Annotated in this window: 17 protein-coding genes; 12 read left to right on the forward strand and 5 right to left on the reverse strand. The window is 57.3% G+C overall.

The features are described 5' to 3' along the window. Positions 1-101 precede the first annotated feature (101 nt). The 12 genes from E8M78_RS03070 to E8M78_RS03125 all read left to right on the forward strand — a co-directional run bounded on the left by E8M78_RS03070 (position 102) and on the right by E8M78_RS03125 (position 11,341). Positions 102-737: a GNAT family protein gene (locus E8M78_RS03070; RefSeq protein WP_137133668.1), complete on the forward strand. Its 636-nt coding sequence runs from the start codon at positions 102-104 to the stop codon at positions 735-737. Continuing rightward, a complete protein-coding gene (locus E8M78_RS03075) occupies positions 734-1,306 on the forward strand; it encodes a GNAT family N-acetyltransferase (RefSeq protein ID WP_137133669.1) in 573 nt (190 codons plus the stop codon). Before E8M78_RS03070 ends, E8M78_RS03075 begins: the two co-directional genes overlap by 4 nt. 160 nt (positions 1,307-1,466) lie before the next feature. After that, positions 1,467-2,528, forward strand: a complete 1,062-nt coding sequence (gene obgE, locus E8M78_RS03080) for a GTPase ObgE (protein ID WP_137133670.1) — start codon at positions 1,467-1,469, stop codon at positions 2,526-2,528. Position 2,529: 1 nt separating this feature from the next. Beyond that, entirely contained in the window at positions 2,530-3,702 is a 1,173-nt protein-coding gene (gene proB, locus E8M78_RS03085) for a glutamate 5-kinase (protein ID WP_137133671.1), read from the forward strand. Further along, the gene (locus tag E8M78_RS03090) at positions 3,695-4,975 is read left to right on the forward strand and encodes a glutamate-5-semialdehyde dehydrogenase (protein ID WP_170973302.1); all 1,281 of its coding nucleotides are present in this window, start codon (positions 3,695-3,697) and stop codon (positions 4,973-4,975) included. The genes proB and E8M78_RS03090 overlap by 8 nt, the downstream gene beginning before the upstream one ends. 40 nt (positions 4,976-5,015) lie before the next feature. Next, a complete protein-coding gene (locus E8M78_RS03095) occupies positions 5,016-5,606 on the forward strand; it encodes a nicotinate-nucleotide adenylyltransferase (RefSeq protein WP_137133692.1) in 591 nt (196 codons plus the stop codon). A 68-nt stretch (positions 5,607-5,674) separates the two neighbouring features. Then, complete coding sequence (gene rsfS, locus E8M78_RS03100) at positions 5,675-6,118, forward strand: ribosome silencing factor (protein WP_137133672.1); 444 nt, start codon at positions 5,675-5,677, stop codon at positions 6,116-6,118. A 104-nt stretch (positions 6,119-6,222) separates the two neighbouring features. After that, positions 6,223-6,705 (forward strand): 23S rRNA (pseudouridine(1915)-N(3))-methyltransferase RlmH, encoded by a 483-nt coding sequence (gene rlmH / locus E8M78_RS03105; protein WP_137133673.1) that lies wholly within the window; start codon positions 6,223-6,225, stop codon positions 6,703-6,705. 138 nt (positions 6,706-6,843) lie between these two features. Beyond that, the gene (locus E8M78_RS03110; RefSeq protein WP_246658209.1) at positions 6,844-8,181 is read left to right on the forward strand and encodes a murein hydrolase activator EnvC; all 1,338 of its coding nucleotides are present in this window, start codon (positions 6,844-6,846) and stop codon (positions 8,179-8,181) included. Beyond that, positions 8,171-9,550, forward strand: coding sequence for a S41 family peptidase (locus E8M78_RS03115; protein WP_137133675.1), 1,380 nt, complete (start codon positions 8,171-8,173; stop codon positions 9,548-9,550). Before E8M78_RS03110 ends, E8M78_RS03115 begins: the two co-directional genes overlap by 11 nt. A gap of 75 nt (positions 9,551-9,625) precedes the next feature. Next, a complete protein-coding gene (locus E8M78_RS03120) occupies positions 9,626-10,801 on the forward strand; it encodes a divergent polysaccharide deacetylase family protein (protein ID WP_170973303.1) in 1,176 nt (391 codons plus the stop codon). Positions 10,802-10,813: 12 nt separating this feature from the next. Then, a complete protein-coding gene (locus E8M78_RS03125) occupies positions 10,814-11,341 on the forward strand; it encodes an RNA pyrophosphohydrolase (RefSeq protein WP_170973304.1) in 528 nt (175 codons plus the stop codon). Positions 11,342-11,816: 475 nt separating this feature from the next. Here the strand turns inward: E8M78_RS03125 and bfr are convergent, their stop codons facing one another. From bfr to E8M78_RS23735, 5 genes are all read right to left on the reverse strand, one after another. After that, positions 11,817-12,302: a bacterioferritin gene (gene bfr / locus E8M78_RS03130; RefSeq protein ID WP_062557243.1), complete on the reverse strand. Its 486-nt coding sequence runs from the start codon at positions 12,300-12,302 to the stop codon at positions 11,817-11,819. Continuing rightward, on the reverse strand, positions 12,268-12,579 hold the full coding sequence (locus E8M78_RS03135; RefSeq protein WP_137133676.1) for a (2Fe-2S)-binding protein: 312 nt from the start codon (positions 12,577-12,579) through the stop codon (positions 12,268-12,270). Before E8M78_RS03135 ends, bfr begins: the two co-directional genes overlap by 35 nt. A gap of 131 nt (positions 12,580-12,710) precedes the next feature. Further along, positions 12,711-16,112, reverse strand: a complete 3,402-nt coding sequence (locus E8M78_RS03140) for an error-prone DNA polymerase (RefSeq protein ID WP_137133677.1) — start codon at positions 16,110-16,112, stop codon at positions 12,711-12,713. Further along, entirely contained in the window at positions 16,109-17,698 is a 1,590-nt protein-coding gene (locus E8M78_RS03145) for a DNA polymerase Y family protein (protein WP_281405049.1), read from the reverse strand. The genes E8M78_RS03140 and E8M78_RS03145 overlap by 4 nt, the downstream gene beginning before the upstream one ends. After that, the gene (locus E8M78_RS23735; protein WP_246658208.1) at positions 17,580-18,497 is read right to left on the reverse strand and encodes a hypothetical protein; all 918 of its coding nucleotides are present in this window, start codon (positions 18,495-18,497) and stop codon (positions 17,580-17,582) included. Before E8M78_RS23735 ends, E8M78_RS03145 begins: the two co-directional genes overlap by 119 nt. Positions 18,498-18,688: the final 191 nt, after the last annotated feature.

The following is an 18,688-nucleotide window of genomic DNA, read 5'->3' on the forward strand; positions in this document are numbered from 1 at the left end:
GACCCGGCTGATACCCGCAAAAGGTTCAGACCAGAAAAAAGGGAAGATGGGACGCCAAGCCCCATCTTCCCTTTTTCTTTTCCCACAAGGAGGACTGAACCATGCAAGCGGAATTGTTACGGAGCGGCCAAAGCCGGTCGCCCGAAGAGCGGTTGAGACCGCAACGGTTAAGAAGCGATTGCCCTGTCTTATTGTCGCAGAGACTTGTTCTCCGCGCCCCACACGAAGAAGACATCGACGCCCTTTCCCATCTCGCCAACAACGCTAACATCGCCACCATGGTGGCCCGTATGCCTCACCCGTATACGGCAAAAGACGCTGCAGACTTCGTGCGACGCGCGAAACTCGGCGAGATCGGCAAGTGCGTCTATGCCATCACGCGAGGAGACAATGGAGCGTTTCTCGGTTGCTGCGGTCTTGAGCCCCATCCGGGCGATCCGCAGACCGTCGAACTTGGCTACTGGCTGGGTGAACCCTACTGGAACCAGGGCTATGCCACCGAAGCGGCGCATGCCTTGATCGACATGGCGTTCCGTACGCGGGATATAGACCATATCGATGCCCGGTGCCGGGTCACCAACATCGCATCTCGCAGAGTGATCCAGAAGTGCGGTTTCCAGTTTCAGGGTTCCGGCATGGTGGGTTCTCTTGCAATGGGCGGTATGGTGCCGGTCGAATGGTTCCGGCTGGATCGCAAGACCTGGATGTCGCTGAAGAGCTGGGGGGAAATGCGATGAGCGCCGCTATCCTCGAACGCCCTCGCACGGTTCCGCCAAAGCTTGGTCCCTGCCCCATCATCGAGACCAGACGACTGGTCTTACGTCCGCATCAGGCAAGCGATGTGGATGCGATTGCTCAGTCGCTGGATGACTGGCAAGTCACGCGCATGTTGTCCCGCGTCCCCGCACCCTACAGCCGTGGTGATGCGTTGGACTGGCTGAACATGGTGCGCGGTACCACTGACTGGCATTTTGCGATCACGGAAGGTGATGGTGTCCATATTGGTTGCGTCAGCATAGAACTCAGGCATGGGCGGTGGCATCTGGGCTACTGGCTCAACCGGTTCTACTGGGGCCAGGGTCTGATGACGGAGGCGGTTTCGGCGGTGCTGGAACGCTTTTTCCGGCGTATGCCGGGCATTGACCTCTATTCGGGGGCCTTTGCCGATAATGCCGGTTCGCTTCGCATTCAGGAGCGGATGGGCTTTTCCATCCTCGGATGCTCCGATCTTTTTAGCATGGCGCGAAATGCCATGGCCCCGCATCTGGAAACACGGCTGCGGATGGAAGACTTCCATCGACCGTGATCAGCGATAAATCGACCCGGCGAGACAAAATAGGTATCTCGCCGGGTGCAATTCCGGCTTAAGGCGCGATAGGCTTTGACCTGACCGCCAAGCGGCGATAACGAAAACAGCACATTTTCCTGCATACCCATTCAACTCCGAGAAGACGGCTCAAAACATCATGAAGTTCCTCGACGAAGCAAAAGTCTTTATCCGCTCCGGCGATGGTGGCGCAGGTGCAGTTTCCTTCCGGCGTGAGAAGTTCGTCGAGTTTGGTGGCCCGGACGGCGGTGATGGCGGTCGCGGTGGAGACGTATGGGTCGAGGCGGTCAACGGCCTCAACACGCTGATCGATTACCGTTTCCAGCAGCACTACAAGGCAGGAACCGGCATTCACGGCATGGGCCGCAACCGGACCGGCGCCAATGGCGCCAGTGTTACTTTGAAGGTCCCGGTCGGAACGCAGATCTTCGAGGAAGACAATGAAACCCTGATCATCGATATGGTCACGGAGGGGCAGCGCTTCCGCCTTGCCGCAGGCGGGAATGGCGGTTTCGGCAACGCTTATTTCAAATCCTCAACCAATCAGGCACCGGATTGGGCAAATCCCGGTCTGCCCGGTCAAGAAAAGACAGTATGGCTCCGCCTCAAGCTGATTGCTGATGCCGGTCTGGTCGGGCTGCCCAATGCGGGCAAGTCTACGTTTCTGGCGACGGTCACTCGTGCACGGCCAAAGATTGCCAACTATCCTTTCACGACGCTTCACCCCAACCTCGGCGTCGCGACCATTGATGGACGCGAGTTTATCCTTGCCGACATTCCCGGTTTGATCGATGGCGCCCATGAAGGCGTCGGTCTTGGTGATCGCTTCCTCGGCCATGTGGAGCGGACGCGCGTTCTTCTGCATCTGGTGTCGGCGCAGGAAGAAAATGTCGGTCAGGCCTACAAAACCGTGAAGCACGAGTTGAACGCCTATGGCGGTGGCCTGGAGGACAAGCCGGAAATCGTAGCCCTCTCGCAGATCGACGTGCTGGATCAGGCCGAGGTGAAGAAGAAGGCGAAGGAATTGCAGAAAGCTTGTGGCAAGCCTCCGCTTCTTCTTTCTGCCGCCGCGCATATGGGCATTACAGAAGCGCTGCGCGCGCTGCGGGATGTGATCGTTGAATCGGCAGGGGAGACAGCTCTTCCAGATCGTAGCCAGCAAGCTTCCGATGATTTCGATGCAGATGAAGATGAGGCTTGAGATGAGCCTGCAGCGTAAACCGATTGGAAAACATCGCCGCATCGTCATCAAGATCGGCTCTGCTTTGCTTGTTGACCGCAAAACGGGGCTCAAGAAGGAATGGCTGGATTCGGTTTGCGCCGATATCGCAGCCCTCCGGGCACAGAATATCGATGTTCTCGTCGTTTCTTCCGGCGCTATTGCGCTGGGGCGTACAGTGTTGAAGCTGCCCTCCGGTGCGCTGAAGCTTGAGGAAAGCCAAGCGGCTGCCGCCGTGGGCCAGATTGCGCTGGCGCGCGCCTGGTCGGAAAGCCTGTCGCGAGATGAGATCATCGCCGGCCAAATCCTGCTTACGCTCGGTGACACGGAAGAGCGCCGCCGCTACCTCAATGCGCGTGCGACAATCAATCAGCTGTTAAAGCTGGGTTCGGTGCCGATCATCAATGAGAACGATACGGTTGCGACTTCCGAGATCCGCTATGGCGATAATGACCGCCTTGCGGCGCGCGTGGCGACCATGACGGGCGCAGACCTGTTAATTCTTCTTTCTGATATCGATGGCCTCTACACGGCGCCGCCACATCTCGACCCTAATGCTCAGTTCCTCCCCGTCATTCCGGCTATCACCGCAGAAATCGAGGCTATGGCCGGTGGTGCAGCTTCGGAACTGTCACGCGGTGGAATGCGTACGAAGATCGATGCGGGCAAGATTGCGACAGGTGCGGGGTGCGGCATGATTATCGCGTCCGGCAAGGCGGAGCATCCCTTGAAAGCCATTGAAGATGGCGCTCGCTCGTCGTTTTTTGCGCCGTCTGGAACGCCGGTTACGGCCCGCAAGACCTGGATCGCGGGGCAGCTTCAGCCAGCTGGCGAATTGACGGTGGATGCCGGCGCTGAAAAGGCGCTCGCATCCGGCAAGAGCCTGCTGCCTGCCGGGGTCCGGTCCGTCGGTGGTCAATTCAGTCGTGGCGATACGGTGGCGGTGATCGGCGCTTCGGGTCGCGAAATTGCGCGTGGCCTGGTGAGTTATGATGCTGATGAGGCGCGCCAGATTGCCGGCCGCAAGTCCGGAGAGATCGAAGAGATCCTGGGCTATGCCGGTCGTGCAGCCATGGTGCACCGGGATGATCTCGTTATCACCGGCATGATTGCCAATGAGAATGAAGCCGTACGGGAGGATGTTGCCAATGCTTGATAAGGTGCAATCGAGCGAGATCGAGGCGCTGATGCTGGCAATGGGCGAGCGGGCGAAACAGGCTGCCCGTAAACTGGCCGTCGCCTCCACCGACCAGAAGAACAAAGCCCTGAACGCTGCTGCTGATGCCATCAGCGCGTCGACTGAAGTGATATTGGACGCGAATGCCAAAGATCTGGCCTCGGTTGCTGACAAGGGCTTGCAGCCCTCGTTCATCGACCGCCTGACACTTACCGAAAGGCGCATAGCAGATATGGCGGAAGCCTTACGCGCCATCGCGGCTTTGCCTGATCCGGTCGGTAGCATTATTGCAGCATGGGAGCGTCCGAACGGTCTGAAGATCGAGCGTGTGCGCACACCGCTTGGTGTGATCGGCGTCATCTATGAAAGCCGTCCGAATGTGACAGCCGATGCCGGTGCGTTATGTCTCAAGGCAGGCAATGCCGTGATCCTGCGAGGCGGGTCCGATTCGCTGAATTCATCGTTGGCGATCCATCGCTGTCTTTTGAAAGGTCTGCAGGAAGCGGGTCTGCCTGAAGACGCCATTCAACTGGTCGCGGTTGCGGATCGTTCTGCTGTTGGTGCATTGCTCTCTGGCTTGAACGGTGCCGTGGATGTGATCGTACCGCGCGGCGGTAAAAGCCTGGTGGCGCGTGTGCAGTCGGAAGCGCGCGTGCCAGTTTTTGCGCATCTCGAAGGTCTCTGCCATATCTATGTGGATGCCTCCGCCGACCTCTCCATGGCCGTCAATGTGGTGGTGAATGCCAAGATGCGTCGCACCGGCATTTGTGGTGCGGCTGAAACCCTGTTGATCGACCGTGCGGTCGCATTGACCCATCTCCAGCCGATCCTTGCGGCTCTTGCTGAAAAGGGCTGCGAGATACGCGGTTCGGAGGAAGTGCGCGCTCGGGTTGAGGGACTGAAGGCTGCCACGGAGGAAGACTGGCGGACTGAGTATCTCGAAGCCATCATATCCGTGAAGCTGGTGGACGGAATCGATGGCGCAATCGAGCACATCAACTCTTATTCGTCCAACCATACGGAAGCTGTGATTGCTGAAGATCCGCAGGTTGTTGCGCGCTTCTTCAACGAGATTGATTCGGCCATCCTATTGCACAATGCCTCGACGCAGTTCGCTGATGGTGGTGAATTCGGCATGGGCGGCGAGATCGGCATCGCCACAGGCAAGATGCATGCCCGCGGCCCAGTAGGCGTGGAGCAACTGACTTCCTTCAAATATCGCGTGCACGGCACCGGTCAGACACGGCCCTGATCTGGTGGTCGAGTCCCCCCACCTCACGCCCTATCTCGCCATGCCGCACGTGGAGCGCGGCATGGTGGTCGGGCTGTTTGGAGGTTCTTTCAACCCTGCGCATGAGGGTCACAGGCTTGTTGCGGAAATTGCCCTGAAGCAATTGCGGCTCGATCAGCTGTGGTGGATGGTAACGCCGGGCAACCCCCTGAAGAGCCGTTCGATCCTCCTACCTCTCGGGGAGCGGATCCGTCTCAGCGAGGAGCTGACGCGAAACCACCGCATACGCGTGACCGCCTTCGAGGAACGTCTTAAAACCGGTTTCACGGCTCAAACCATCGAGTACGTTCTGTCGCGCAATCCGGGGGTTCACTTCGTCTGGATCATGGGGGCAGATAGTCTCAAGACGTTCCATCGATGGCAGAGGTGGCGGCACATTGCTGCAAGTCTGCCGATCGCTGTCATAGACCGGCCGGGCGCTACCTTGTCTTTTCTGTCGTCGCCCGCTGCCAGGGCACTCAGCCACTCGCGTATCGATGAATCAGACGCAGGGATTCTGGCACGCAGAACGCCGCCCCGCTGGACCTTTATCCATGGGCCTCGATCAAGCCTCAGTTCGACAGCTATCCGTCAAGGTACGCCAGGAAACTGATGCCTTGAAAGATTAACCATTCAGTGCCACCTTCATAGTGCGGATCCCGTCGAAACGGATTCGCGGATGTGCCTGTTCTGTCATTGAGGAAAGGAAAAACCCTGACAACAGTACATGCTAAGGGAAGAACGTCTCGCGTTCCTCCGAAGAGCCTGGAACGTGGCGCCGATGCTGCCGCCCGCGCTCTTGAACTGGTCCTCACCAGCGTTGAGGACTCCAAAGCCGAAGATATCGTCTCCATCAACATTGCTGGAAAGTCTGCGCTTGGCGACTACATGGTCGTCGTCACCGGGCGATCGAACCGGCATGTCTCGGCAATCGCCGACCACTTGCTCCGCGACCTGAAGGACGAGGGCTTTGGCCCCGCGCGTGTCGAAGGGCTTGAGGCAGGCGATTGGGTGTTGATTGACACCGGCGATGTGATCGTCCATGTGTTCCGGCCTGAAATCCGGGAGTTCTACAACATCGAAAAGATGTGGGCTGCTCCGGACGAGGAAGAAACACTCCACTAAGCGACAATGGATTGAGATCCGGTCGCTGCCGATGAAGTGATCCCGTTGTCGCGTCTCCAGGCGTGAAAGGTGGAACATTGGTCGGCGTTGAACGGATAGAATCCATGAAGATTGGCCTCTTTGCGGTCGGGCGACTGAAGTCTGGCCCTGAAAAGGAACTTGCGGCGCGATATCTCGACCGTTTTGCCAAGGCTGGTCCCGGGGTCAGCCTGGAACTCGGTCGTGTGATAGAGGTCAACGAGAGCCGCGCATCTGGCGCGGAAACCCGTAAACGGGAAGAGGCTGGGCTTCTTGAAAAGAGCCTGAGCGAAGGCGTGGTGCTTGTCCTTCTCGATGAGCGGGGGAAATCGCTCGACAGTCCCACTTTCGCGAACCTTCTCGGGAAGTTTCGGGATCAGGGAAAACGCGAAATGCTGTTGGCGATCGGTGGGGCGGATGGACTGGACCCTGCTCTCTACGATCGTGCAGATGCGATCATCAATCTCGGTACGATGACGTGGCCGCATCAATTGGTGCGCATCCTGGTGGCGGAACAGCTTTATCGTGCCGTGACCATTCTTTCCGGCCATCCCTATCACCGCGTCTGACCAACAAGAACACGATCTTGTTTCTGGTTCTATTTACCAAATCAGTCTAGTTTTGGCGGATTGATCTTTTGACGGGTACAGATGCTGGCGAGGCAAGCGACATCTCGAGTGACAATCTCGCTGGGCACGGCCATTCTGATGGCCTGTGGCAATGCGGGCGTTGCCGTTGCCCAGCAGGCTTCTCCTTCTCCGTCCGTCGTGCCTGCTGCTTCGCCCTCGCCAATCGATGTCCTGCAGTCGAAGCGCGATCAGACTCGTTCCGAGCTGGAGGCCCTGTCGAAGACCATGTCAGTGTCGACAGATACGGCTCGATCGATCGAAGCTGCGATTGCCGATCTGGACAAGACGAGTGCATCCCTCCGGCAGGCTCTTATCGACGCTGCGGCGCGTCGCAAAGAGTATGAGGCAAAGGTTCAGACCAGCGAAAAGAGGCTTACCGACCTCAAGATAAAGCAGGAGACCATTCGCTCATCGCTGAGAGAGCGACGTAGCGTGCTCGCTGAAGTTTTAGGTGCGCTCGAGCGCATGGGACGCAATCCGCCCCCTGCTCTGCTCGTTTCTCCCGAAGATGCTCTCGGCTCGGTGCGCAGCGCTATTCTTCTGGGCGCGGTAGTGCCTGGCATGCGGGTTCAGGCGGAAAAGCTTATGGCCGATTTGCAAGGCCTGGCCGATGTTCAACGTGACGTGGCGAATGAGCGTGGCAAGGCCAGTGCTGCCATTCAGGCTGGCCTTGAGGAGGATCGACGGATATCGTTGCTGCTAGAGGAGAATGCCAAGCAGAATGCTGTCAAATCTGCCAGCCTTGCCGAGGAAAGACGTAAAGCCCAGGAACTTGCGGGAAAAGCGACCAATCTCGAGGGGCTTATCCAGTCGCTCGAGAGCGAAATCTCATCGGTTCGCCTTGCCATGGAACGCGCGCGGCGTGAGGAAGAGCGGCAGAAGCAACTGACGGCGGAAGAACGCGAGAGGGCACGTCAGCTCGCTGAAAACGGCGTGCCCGACAAAAACCGCATTGCCCCGGCATATCCCTTCGCCAGCCTCAAGGCGAAACTTGCTTATCCGGTTGAGGGTGATCTGCTCCGGTCGTTTGGTGACCCCGATGGTACGGGCCATCCAGCCCGTGGATTGACACTCGCCTCCAGCGCCGGTGCTGTGGTAACAGCCCCAGCCGATGGAACGGTGGTTTTCGCCGGAGCCTTCCGCAGTTATGGTCAGATGATTATCCTGAATGCGGGCGAGGGCTACCACCTCGTCATGACTGGAATGGACAAAGTGAACGTTCAACCAGGAATGTTCGTATTCTCTGGTGAGCCCATTGCCACAATGGGTGAGAAAAGAGTGGCAAGCGCAACTGCGTTGGCGCTGGAAACGGATCGACCGACGCTTTACATTGAATTCCGAAAGGACGGCAACCCGATCGATTCGAAGCCGTGGTGGGCCGTTAAAGAAACTGGAAGGGCACGAAATGATTCGTAGGGCTTCACTTGTCATCGTCGGGGCGCTGCTCGGCGCCACGGCCATGAGCGTCGTCTACTCTGCTGGCGTGCCTGCCCAGGCCGCAGGGTCTTCGACCTATCGTGAGCTATCTATTTTTGGCGATGTTTTCGAGCGCGTGCGTGCTCAGTATGTGACGCCGCCGGACGAGCAGAAGCTGGTGGAGAATGCGATCAACGGGATGTTGTCGTCGCTCGATCCGCATTCCAGCTACATGAATGCCAAGGATGCGGCTGATATGCGCGTCCAGACCAAGGGCGAATTCGGTGGCTTGGGTATCGAAGTCACCATGGAAAATGAGCTGGTCAAGGTGATCACGCCTATCGATGACACGCCTGCCGCAAAGGCCGGCGTTCTCGCCGGTGACTTCATTTCCGAAATTGACGGAAAGCCTGTTCGCGGCCTGAAGCTGGAAGATGCCGTGCAGAAGATGCGCGGTCCGGTTAACACGCCGATCAAGCTGACGATCCTGCGCAAGGGCGCGGACAAGCCGATTGAACTGACTGTCGTTCGTGACATCATCGCCGTACAGGCTGTCAAGTCGCGCATCGAAGGTGGTAATGTCGGATATCTGCGTGTGATCTCCTTTACCGAAAAGACCTATGACGATCTCGAGAAGGCCATCAAGAAGATCAAGGCGCAGGTTCCTGCCGATCAGCTTAAGGGCTACGTGCTTGACCTTCGCTTGAATCCTGGCGGTCTCCTCGATCAGGCGATCAATGTCTCCGATGCCTTCCTGGAGCGTGGCGAAGTGGTTTCCACGCGCGGGCGCAATCCCGAGGAAACCCGCCGCTTCAATGCTGGTCCGGGCGATCTGACAGATGGCAAGCCGGTTATCGTGCTCGTCAATGGCGGTTCTGCCTCAGCGTCCGAAATCGTGGCCGGTGCTCTTCAGGATCTGAAACGGGCGACGGTGGTCGGTACCCGGTCCTTCGGCAAGGGCTCTGTCCAGACGATCATCCCGATGGGTGAAGCCGGTGCACTTCGTTTGACGACGGCGCTCTATTACACGCCCTCGGGCAAGTCGATTCAGGGTACGGGCATTCAGCCGGACATCAAGGTCGATCAGCCTCTGCCTGCGGAACTGCAGGGCAAGTTGCGCACAGAGGGTGAATCGAGCCTGCCGGGCCATATCCAGGGTCAGAACGAGACTGACGAGGGCTCCGGTTCGGCGGCTTACGTTCCGCCAGAAGCCAAGGATGACGTGCAACTGACCTATGCGCTCGATCTTTTGCGAGGGAACAAGTCGGACCCATCCTTCCCACCGCAGCAGCAGAAGGCTGCTCAGGCGAAGCCTGCGGATGCAAAACCCGCAGAAACCAAGCCGGCACCGGCTCCGGCCAAGCCTTAATCACATCAAGCCACCCTCAGGCATGCTGGAGGGTGGCTCTTTCTTCCAAGCATAGTGTCAAGGCGGAACGATCCGGTGGGGACAGAACTTCGCGCTCCTCTCGGGCAGAACAAAAAGAAGCCTGGCCGTTCCAGATCCGGCGGCCTGACGGGAGTGTTTGTTGCGGTCGTGTTCGGAAGCGGCCTCCTTGGTCTATCTTTTTATGCCATGCGAGCGCAAAAGTTGGAGCAGGCTCCGGCCACGGAGGTGACTGTCGCGGTTCCTCCTGTCGAGCCGCCCCCCCCGGCGCAGCGGCCTGATCAAAAACAGCTTCAGGCAAACGGGCAAGCGGGCGCCAACATTGAACGTAATCTTATGGATGACGGTTCGATCGTCACCAAGATCACGCCTCGTTCGAGGCCGGGTGAGGGGCCTCTCATTATCAATGCCCAGCGCTTCGGTCAGGATCCTCGGATGGCGACCTTGCCGAATGAGGATTTGCTCGAGGATAGTCCGTTCGGAAAACTGCCCGTCAAGGGCCACGATGGTCTTCGTCCGATGGAGCAATATGCCCGGCCATGGTCCGGTGCGCGGGGCACGCGGATTGCGATCGTGATCGGTGGGCTCGGGCTCAGTCAGACAGGGACACAGCGAGCCATTGAAGATCTGCCTGGTGAGATAACCTTTGCATTCGCAGCTTCCGGCAATAGTCTGCAGCGCTGGATGCAGGAGGCGCGCCGCAAAGGGCATGAGCTTCTGATACAAATTCCCATGGAGCCCATTGATTACCCGGCTAATGATCCCGGTCCTCTGACCCTCGTCACGGCGGACGGCATCAAAGCCAATCTCAACAGGCTCCACGAAGCCATGGGCAAGATCACGAATTACACTGGGATCGTCAATTATCTGGGCGCAGGCTATCTCTCCAACCCTTCTGCCGTGGAGCCGGTTTTGCGCGACACGGCAAAGAGAGGCCTTCTATTTCTGGATGACGGGTCTTCCGCCCGGACCGTTACGGAAAAGGTGGCCAAACCCTTGGACGCCCCGTATGCCTTTGCCGACATCACCATTGACGGGCAGTTGGATCGGCAAGCCATTCTCCGGAAACTGGATGAACTGGAGCGCGTCGCTCAACGGAAGGGGACAGCCATCGGTATGGGCTCCGCTTTCGATGAGACAATCGATGCGGTGGCGGAATGGGCCAAAGAGGCACAAGGGCGTGGTATCGAGATCGTGGGCGTTGCCTCCCTCGTGTCAAATAAGTCCGAATAAGAAGGAGCTCTTATGAGCAAGAAGCAAGTGTCACCGGACGAGCTTCCGTACCGGCCCTGCGTCGGTGTCATGGTGCTGAATCGTGAGGGGCTTGTGTGGGTTGGCCGCAGGTTGTCTGAAGACAATAGCGAGTCCGACGGTTCGCCACAGCTCTGGCAGATGCCGCAAGGGGGTATTGATAAGGGCGAGGACCATCTGAAAGCTGCCTATCGTGAACTTTTCGAAGAAACCGGGATCCGTTCGGTCTCCCTGCTGAAAGAGGCGCAGGATTGGATCTACTATGACCTTCCCGCTCATCTGATCGGGATAGGGCTCAAGGGGAAATTTCGCGGTCAGAAGCAGAAGTGGTTTGCATTCCGCTTCGAAGGCAATGAATCCGAAATCAACATTGAGCATCCACCTGAGGGGCAGCATCAGGAGTTCGATGCCTGGGACTGGAAGCCTATGAATGAGCTGCCCGATCTGATCGTGCCCTTCAAGCGGGCGGCCTATGTGCAAGTCGTCGCAGCGTTTAGTGATTTGGCAGGAAGAAAAGGTTGATAATCTTCAACCGACAGACTACCGCAAATGGTCAACAACAGCCCTACGGGACCTGAATTTTTAAGACCGTTATGCATAACGAGCCAAGCCTTTACGTATTGGCCAAGTCGCCGGTGCGATGCCTGCTGTTCCGCTCAGTGCGCTTCGATCTAACGCGTTTTCACGACCGAGTGTCATGGCTTTTACTGCTGATGAGGCGGTTTACCCACGAGCCGTCATGGCGGTGTTGGAAAAGATTGAAGCGGGAATGCTGAATACGCTGTCCCGAACGTACATGCGGCAAGAAAAGATCGAAAGCGCGGCTCTACTGAATCCAATAAGGTGCGCCGCGCTTTAGGACCTTATGGATGCAGTAGCAGCGCATCGTGATCTGGAAGCGGGAGTGATTACGGGCGCGGCAGTTTTGGGACTAGGATATTAAAAGCCGGACGTTTGTTCACGCCCGGCTTTCTGAAAATCGTGAAGCTACACAATATTATTCGGCAGCGTCCGCAGACTCTGCGTTCAGCAGACCATACTTTTCTTCGCCAATCTTGCCGAGAAGCTCAAGCTGCGTTTCGAGGAAGTCGATATGACCTTCCTCATCAATCAGCAGTTCCTCGAAAAGCTTCATGGAAACATAGTCGCCAGCTTCGTGACAGATATCGCGCGATGCCTTGTAGGCGGTACGCGCATCGTATTCACCGGCAAGATCTGCCTCCAGAACTTCGCGAACGTTCTGGCCAATACGAAGCGGAGCAAGTGTTTGCAGATTCGGATGACCCTCAAGGAAGATAATGCGAGCAACCAGCTTGTCAGCGTGCTGCATTTCTTCAATCGACTCAGCGCGTTCTTTCTTGGCGAGTTTTGTATAGCCCCAGTCTTCCAAGAGGCGATAATGTAGCCAATACTGATTTACAGCGCCTAGTTCTAGAAAGAGGGCCTCATTAAGCCGCTCGATGACTCTTTTGTCGCCTTTCAATGTCCGCTCTCCTGTTTTCCTCGTGGAATTGTTTCAAGCGAGACATATAATCGATCACCTCTGCTTCCGTCGAGTGGCGAGCAGCATGATATTCTTCGGTTGTGCGGATAATCAAATCAACAACGTTAGGAAAACATCCGCAGCACCGGCCGCGCTTCTGCATGGCATGATAGACCTTTGCAGGAACGATAAGCTGCCAACAGTCCTCATCGAGGAGAGCGTTGATCACGTCCCTTATTTCCCGATCGGTGATGTAATTGCAACTGCAGACGAGCATGATGTTTCAGCCATCAAACATGACATTCGATATCCTCTTTTATAAAGCGGATGTTCAATGTCAAGAAAAAATAGCTGGAGAGGCATTTGCTCTCTTTCTTGGGAGACTGGATTGCTGTCTGCGGCTCGACTTCAATGAAAATTGCGTCCTTTGGGCAGGACCTCGGCATTGGGATGTTGAGGGGAAGCTTCTCCTTTGACCGTTGAAAGAGCCTCGGGCATGGGTCTGCGTGGCCGGTCACGATGGTCCGCCGTTGGGCGTAAGACCTCATCGACACGCTCGCAAAGACCAAAACGTCGCTTCTCTGCCTGCAGCAGACCTAACATATGCGTCATGTCTTCGATCTCATCGGCGATCACGTGAATGACCCCGCTCTCTCGTTGCAGCATGCCTCGAATACGCACGAGACGCGCTGCCATGACAACGGAACGGAAGCGTAAGAAAATCTTCGGGCGAATAATGGCATTTGCTACACCCGTTTCGTCTTCCAGAGTCATGAATATGACTTTGGCTGTTCCGGGTCTTTGCCGGACGAGGACCAGCCCTGCGATTTCTGCACGCCTATTTTTCGGTGCTGTCAGCAGGTCACGCATGTGGATGATGCGTCGCTTGACGAGTTCGTTTCGTAGAAAGGTGAGGGGGTGCGCTTTCAGGGAGAGGGTCAGGCTCCGGTAATCCTCAATGACCTGTTCGCCCGGCGGCATTTCCGGCAATTCGAACTCCGGTTCCTGCTGAAGGTCATCCCGCTCAAGGGTTCCCCCACGAATGGCATGTTCGAAGAGTGGCAGACTTTCGCTGGCATTGCGAGCATCCAGTGCGCGAACTTCCCAGAGAGCCTGGCGGCGATCCAGCCCCATGGACCGAAATGCATCCGCCTCGGCAAGGCGCTCGATACTGGCGCGATTCATGCCGGATCGCAGCCAGAGATCCCGGATCGAGCGATAACCAGACCCTCGGTTCGGCATCAGCTTCTCCACGATTTCCTTTTCGGGGAGCCCCTTGATCAGCCGAAAACCTAGCCTGACGCTGTATTTCGAACGAATGACCTGTCGCATATCTGCGTGATGGGGGCTCAGCATGCGCCTGTCATAGCCTTTGCCGTCTTCCAGAAGGCTGTCCCAATCGGAAAAATTGACATCGACCGGTAGAACGGTAATGCCATGCTCCCGGGCATCGCGCACCAGTTGGGCAGGCGCGTAGAAACCCATGGGCTGTGAGTTCAGAATGGCGGTCAGGAATACGTCCGGATAAAAGGCCTTGAACCAGCAGGAGGTATACACCAGAAGCGCAAAGGACGCGGCATGGCTTTCGGGAAAGCCATATTCGCCAAAGCCTTCGATCTGGCTGAAGCAGCGCTCCGCAAAGCCTGGATCATAGCCACGCTCGATCATCTTGCTGACCATCTTGTCACGGAAGTGATGAATGGTTCCCGTGCGGCGGAAGGTGGCCATGGCACGGCGCAGTTTGTCTGCTTCGCTGGGGGAGAACTCTGCTGCGACGATGGCAATCTGCATCGCCTGTTCCTGAAACAGTGGCACACCCAAAGTGCGCTCCAGAACATCCTTCAATTCAGCGCTCGGATACTCAATCTCACGTCCGTGGCGTTCATCTTCCCGCCGTTTGAGGTAAGGGTGAACCATGTCTCCCTGGATTGGTCCCGGACGAACGATGGCAACCTCGATCACAAGATCATAGAACTTGCGAGGTTGCAGGCGTGGCAGCATGCTCATCTGTGCCCGACTTTCTATCTGGAAGACGCCGAGCGTGTCGGCCCGGCAGATCATGTCGTAGACTTCGTCGCGTTCAATCTTCAGGATATCGGCCAGAGATTGCTGATCCCCGTAATGGCTCTTGAGCAGTCGAAATGCCTTGGCGAGACAGGTCAGCATGCCGAGCGCCAGAACATCAACCTTCAAAATGCCGAGTGTGTCGAGATCGTCCTTGTTCCACTCGATCATGTAACGATCCGGCATGGCTGTCGGCATGATGGGCACCACTTCATCCAGACGGTCGCGGGTGATTACGAAGCCGCCGACATGCTGTGTGAGGTGACGAGGGAAATCCATCAGTTGCCGGGCGTAATCCAGCACGCGCCTGGTCACGGGATCCTGTGCATCAAGCCCTGCGTTTTTGGCATCCCGCTCCGAGAGGCCTTCTGTCGACCAGCCCCAGACGGTGCTGGAAAGGGCAGATTGCACGTCCTCCGAAAGGCCAAATGCCTTGGCAACCTCGCGGCCCGAGGATCTGGTCCTGTAACTGGTAACGGCTGCGGCAAGCCCCGCATGCTCCTTGCCATAGGTTCTGTATATGTGCTGGATCACTTCCTCACGCCGTGTATGTTCGAAGTCCACATCGATATCCGGCGGTTCATCGCGTTCGGTGGAGAGAAAACGAGCAAACAGCAGCTTGTTCCGGTCTGGGTCGACATCGGTAATGCGCAGACAATAGCAGACAGTGGAATTGGCGGCGGAACCGCGACCCTGACAGAGGATGTTCTGAGAGCGGGCGAATTCCATGATATTGCGCACCGTCAGGAAATAGGGCGCATATTTCTTCTCCAGAATCAGTGCCAGTTCTTCCTGTATCTGTCTTTCAACCTTGGGCGGGATGGTGCCGCCAAAGCGTTCGCGAGCACCTTCATAGGTCAGGCGTTGCAATGTCTCCCAAGGTGTCTCGCCATCGATCCTCTCCTCCGGGTAGTTGTGCTTCAACTCCCGCAGTGAAAATGTGAGCTGTGAAAAAAATCGCACGCTATTGGAAATTGCCTGCGGATAGTGCCGGAAGACAGCAGCCAGTTGACGCGCGGTCTTCAGATAGCGTTCTGCATTGGCTGCAAAGCGAAATCCCGCTTCCTGAACCGTGACATGTTCGCGGATGGCTGTTACGACATCCGATAGCGGTCTACGCTTTGGATGATGGTAAAGCGGCTGGTTTGTGGCGATCAGGGGAATGCGGGCAGTCTCTGCCCATTGCGCGAAACTGGCAAAGGCGAATGCATCCCGTCCGTCATAATCCGGAGCAAGCGCCATATAGAGCCGACCGCCGAAGCGGGTTTTAAGACGATCCAGAAGGACAGGGAAGGTAGAGGCTTTTTGTGCATCCTCCAATAGGGCGCGATCCGGCACAATGGCCAGCATCATCTCGTCGCCCCATTCCAGAAGATCGTCGAGATAGATCAGGCAGCGTCCTTTTTCCGTACGCAAATTTCCTGCACTCAGCAGGCGGCAAAGATTGCCCCATCCTTTCCGGTTCATGGGGAAAGCCAGCATATCGGGCGTTTCATCGCTGAAGACAAGCCGCGAACCCGGCTGTACCTTCAATTCCGTATCCTCTGGCAGATCCCGTAGTTGCGCATGGGCACGCACAACGCCTGCCACAGAATTGCGGTCGGCAATGCCGATGCCTGCAAGCTCTCCTCGCTTTGCAAGCTCCGCCGCAGCCTGAACCATTTCCTCTGTATGGGATGCTCCCTCCAGAAAGGAAAAATTGGTGCGAGCGCCGATTTCGTAAAAAGCAGGGGCAGGCGGTTTCATGCGAAGATGCCGTGCATATACCAGCTTGGATTAGCGATCTGGTCGTAGAGCCCCTGACGATAGACCCAGAAGCGCTGGCCTGTCTCGCATTCCAGCCGGAAGTAATCCCGAGTGGGTGCATCCTCACCGTCCAGCCACCATTCTGCGGCAATGCGTTCAGGCCCTTCCGCATGGCAAACCTTGTGGGTCAGCCTGCGCCAGCGAAAACGGATGGGCGGGCCATCCGGCACATCCACGGCATAGGCCTCCAGTGGCTCTGGATGGCGGAACAGGCGTAAGGGACGCTCTTTGCCGGAAAGAGCATTTTCTACCAACGGTGCTGCTTCGGGCATTGGCACCGGCTTGAAGATATGGCCAAGAGCCGGCACGCTGAGAATGGCGCGTTCCGGCATATGGCTTTCTCGCAATTGGTAGGTCGTAAGACACTCGGGGCCAAACCGTGCTGATACCTGATCCACGAAATCTGCAAGCGATAAATGCCTTTCATCCTCGCCTTCGAAGTCCTTCTGGGCATGGTCGAAGGCCTCGTGACGCAGCACGTTCAGCCGCAGGATCTCAAAACCGAAGCCCGCATCCAGATCATCGTGAACGTCCTTGAGCCGCTCTGCAAAGAGTTTGGCAATACGAGCAGCATCCCTCAAGGGCCGAGAGGCACCCGCCTTCAGCCGAAAGACCTTGCCATCGACGCGAAACAGAACAAGTTCGAAGACGCGCCCGCCAGCACCCCGAGCTTCCAGTCCGGGTTTCAGGCTTTGTGCGACCTGTGAGGTGAGCTCCAGAATATCGTCCTCCGCCTGAACGGGCTCTGCGAGACGTCTCTCAGCGGAAAGATGTGCAACGGGTCGGCGAGGGGATATGGATTCGTCATCCAGACCCAAGGCCTGATCGAGACGCAGAAGAAGCTGTGTCCCGAAACGTCGTGCCAGGGGTGCGCGCGGTGCTTCCAGGAGATCGCCAACCTGCTTCAGGCCAAGCTTGGCGAGCCCTTGCACCGTTGCATCATCGATTCGAAGAGCTGCGAGCGGCAAGGGCGCCAGTACGCGTTCATGCTCATCCTCCCCGATAATTTGGCTTGCATCGAAACGGGCCACAGCCGACGAAAGACCTGGGGCGGACGAAATTGCGCCTTTGACCTCCAGTCCCATCTGCTCCAGTCGCAGCAGGATTTCCCGCAGCATGGCCTCTTCGCCACCGAAGAGATGGGCGCAGCCGGTGATGTTCAGGAACAGGCCATCTCTGCCTTCCAGAGCGACCAAAGGTGTGTAGCGGTCACACCAGTCCGCGAGGGCTTCCAGAAAGCGCTTGTCCGCTGCCTCATCTTCTTCCACCATGACAAGAGCAGGATGGATGGCACGCGCTTCCGCCAGTCCCTGTCCTCGCTTCAGCCCCATGTTTTCAGCATGCGAGTCCAGTGCGGTCAGACGCATAGCGTTTTCCCGTCGGCCGGCGCAGACGAAAATGATGTCTTCAGGACGCCCGGTCGAACGCCAGGACAGCCCCCAGCGGCGGCGCAGGATCCTGTCTGTCGAGAGCCTTGGGAAGTGAAGCGCCAGAAAGCGCTGTCGGCCGTTCGAACGAAAAAGCACGTTCTGTCGGGTCGAGGGCGATGAGACGGCGGTCATGATGGTTCCACTCCAGATGCAGGGAAAGCGGGGCCGCATTGCGGCTCTTTTCCAAAGTTAGATGGAAGACGGATGAACCGATGCTGCCGCCAAGCATCGATCCATCTGGCAGGCGACGAGGGGAGGCGAGGGAAGGTTCGACATGGAAACGAAAAAGAGCGCTGGATGCCTCTTCCTCTCCCCCATGTCGCAAGATCAGAAGCGGACGTCCTGCCGCCTTTGCCCGCAAGCTCAATCGTCGGCTTTCGGTCAAGCCGAAGTGGGCAGGGTTTCCGCGCACTTCAAAAAAGGTTGCGGCAAAGATGCCGCTTGAAAGCGCGGCTTCTGCAAGCCACAGGGCGTCTTCCAGCCGGTTCGGTGCCGCATGCAGGAACCGGTGGATGGACAGGCCAAAGCGCTTCAACCCGATCGGGTAGGGCAGACCGGCGTCACTGGCGGTCATGCGATCTGAAATCCACAGCAGCGGGCGATTTTCGGCCCTCTGGAACAGGCATCCAAGCGCCATGGCAAAGCCGGACAGAGCGCCTGCATGACGTAGACCGTCACTGCGTAGTTCGGTGATCCCGCCACAAGGCAGGCCGCCGTCCAAAGCTTCATCCAGGAAATCCACTCCCGTCCTGATCCGGGCCTCGTCGCCACCTGCCGGATGTCCGGCTTGGCTTGCCTGGGCGGCGGCCAGTGCCGGAAGGGATTTGCCTTCCAACCGGGCAATCGTTTCGCGCAGGGCAAAAACAGTCTCCTGCGCCAAGGCGTTCTTCGCCATGACGTCAGCTCCATCGCTTGGGTCTCCTCGGCATAACGCCTGAAGAGATCATATGTTCATGTTATGTTCTTATGGATTCCAGAGGTTGCGACAAGAGTCAACGGGGCTGGTAACCAGTTTTACCGACTCATGGAGGCGGTGATTGAATCCGCACTCGAAAATTTTCTGAGAAAACCTTATATGGGGTCAAG

The sequence above is a fragment of the Rhizobium sp. FKY42 genome, from assembly GCF_005222835.1.
In the GTDB taxonomy this organism is placed as follows: Bacteria; Pseudomonadota; Alphaproteobacteria; order Rhizobiales; family Rhizobiaceae; genus Neorhizobium.

Coding starts and splice junctions, on each gene's coding strand:
- E8M78_RS03070 (WP_137133668.1), top strand. CDS start 102: ATGCAAGCGGAATTGTTACGGAGCGGCCAAAGCCGGTCGCCCGAAGAG.
- E8M78_RS03075 (WP_137133669.1), top strand. CDS start 734: ATGAGCGCCGCTATCCTCGAACGCCCTCGCACGGTTCCGCCAAAGCTT.
- obgE (WP_137133670.1), top strand. CDS start 1,467: ATGAAGTTCCTCGACGAAGCAAAAGTCTTTATCCGCTCCGGCGATGGT.
- proB (WP_137133671.1), top strand. CDS start 2,530: ATGAGCCTGCAGCGTAAACCGATTGGAAAACATCGCCGCATCGTCATC.
- E8M78_RS03090 (WP_170973302.1), top strand. CDS start 3,695: ATGCTTGATAAGGTGCAATCGAGCGAGATCGAGGCGCTGATGCTGGCA.
- E8M78_RS03095 (WP_137133692.1), top strand. CDS start 5,016: ATGCCGCACGTGGAGCGCGGCATGGTGGTCGGGCTGTTTGGAGGTTCT.
- rlmH (WP_137133673.1), top strand. CDS start 6,223: ATGAAGATTGGCCTCTTTGCGGTCGGGCGACTGAAGTCTGGCCCTGAA.
- E8M78_RS03110 (WP_246658209.1), top strand. CDS start 6,844: ATGGCCTGTGGCAATGCGGGCGTTGCCGTTGCCCAGCAGGCTTCTCCT.
- E8M78_RS03115 (WP_137133675.1), top strand. CDS start 8,171: ATGATTCGTAGGGCTTCACTTGTCATCGTCGGGGCGCTGCTCGGCGCC.
- E8M78_RS03125 (WP_170973304.1), top strand. CDS start 10,814: ATGAGCAAGAAGCAAGTGTCACCGGACGAGCTTCCGTACCGGCCCTGC.
- E8M78_RS03135 (WP_137133676.1), bottom strand. CDS start 12,579: ATGCTCGTCTGCAGTTGCAATTACATCACCGATCGGGAAATAAGGGAC.
- E8M78_RS03140 (WP_137133677.1), bottom strand. CDS start 16,112: ATGAAACCGCCTGCCCCTGCTTTTTACGAAATCGGCGCTCGCACCAAT.
- E8M78_RS23735 (WP_246658208.1), bottom strand. CDS start 18,497: ATGGCGAAGAACGCCTTGGCGCAGGAGACTGTTTTTGCCCTGCGCGAA.